Consider the following 1,428-nt stretch of genomic DNA (forward strand, 5'->3'; position numbering starts at 1 on the left):
ACATGCTCCCGCTCAGTCGGCAGCGCCCCCACCGACACCCGCACCATCCATCGTCCGTCCAGCGTCGCCGGCGTCACATACGCATCCCCGGAGGCATTCAACCGCTCGGCCCACCCCTTGGTATGCGCATCCAGCGCCTCCCCTTCCAGCCCCGCCGGCCGATGGCGAATGCACAAGGTCTGCAATTGCACCGGTGCCAGCACTTCCCAGTGCGCCGCAGCCCCAACCTGTTCCGCCAGCCACCGGGCATTGTCCAGGTCACGCCGCAACCGCGCCTGCAACGCTTCAACACCCTCGCTGCGCAACATGAACCACAGCTTCAACGCGCGGAACCGGCGGCCCAGCGGGATGCCCCAGTCACGCAGGTTTTTCACCTCGCCATCCACCGCCGATTGCAGGTAGCTGGGGTTGGTGCTCATCACCCGGATCAGGTGCTGCGGATCACGCACGTAGTAGATCGAGCAGTCAAAGGCCACACCCAGCCACTTGTGCGCATTGACCACTACCGAATCGGCCAGCTCGATGCCGTCCCACATCCAGCGGCATTCGGGCAGGATCATCGCCGAACCGGCCATGGCCGAATCCACATGCAGCCACAGGCCATGGGCCTGGGCGATCTCGCCAATCGGGCGCAACGGGTCCAGCGCAGTGGTGGTGGTGGTACCGGTAGTAGCCACTACGGCGCATGGCTGGTTACCCGCTGCCAGGTCTTGCTCAATGGCTGCCTGCAGCGCCTGCGGGCGCAGGGCGTAGCGTTCGTCGGTGGGGATCAGGCGAATATTGTCGCGACCAAAACCCGCCAGCAACGCGGCCTTGTCCACCGAGCTGTGGGCGTGGGCGCTGACGTAGACGATCAGGGGTTTGGCCTGGGCTTGCAGGCCACCGCGCACCAGTGCGTAGTCGCTGGCGCGCTCGCGGGCGCTGATCAGCGCCACCAGGGTGCTGGTAGAGGCGGTGTCCTGGATCACCCCGCTCCATTGGCCCGACAGGCCGAGCAACTGGCGCAGCCAGTCGAGGGTGGTTTCCTCCAGTTCGCTGAGTGCGGGGCTGGACTGCCACGACAGGCCTAGCACACCCAGGCCGGTGCTGAGGAAGTCGCCGAGTACCGAGGACAGAGTACCGTTGGAGGGGAAGTAGCCGTAGAAGTCCGGATGCTGCCAATGGGACAGGCCGGGCATGACCAACCGGTTGACGTCGTCGAGGATGGCTTCGAAGGGTTCACCTTGCCGGGGAGCGGTGTCGGGCAAGGCGGCCTTGAGGTAGCCGGGCTCGACCTGGGCCATGACCGGGCGCTCGCCAACGGTCTGGCGGTAGTCGGCGATCAGGTCGATCAGTTGGTGGCCGTACTGGCGGAATTGTTCGGGGGTCACGTGGGCTCTCCTGTGGGTAATCCACTGCCTGTACTGGCCTCTTCGCGGGTAAAACCCC

General features: G+C 65.7%; 1 protein-coding gene. It reads right to left on the bottom strand.

The window, feature by feature from the left end; translation table 11 throughout:
* On the bottom strand, positions 1 to 1,370 hold a 1,370-nt coding region (locus tag ACK1VC_RS15095; RefSeq protein ID WP_449117975.1), incomplete at its 3' end, for a DOPA decarboxylase.
* Positions 1,371 to 1,428: the final 58 nt, after the last annotated feature.

Source organism: Pseudomonas sp. XP2, assembly GCF_053557975.1.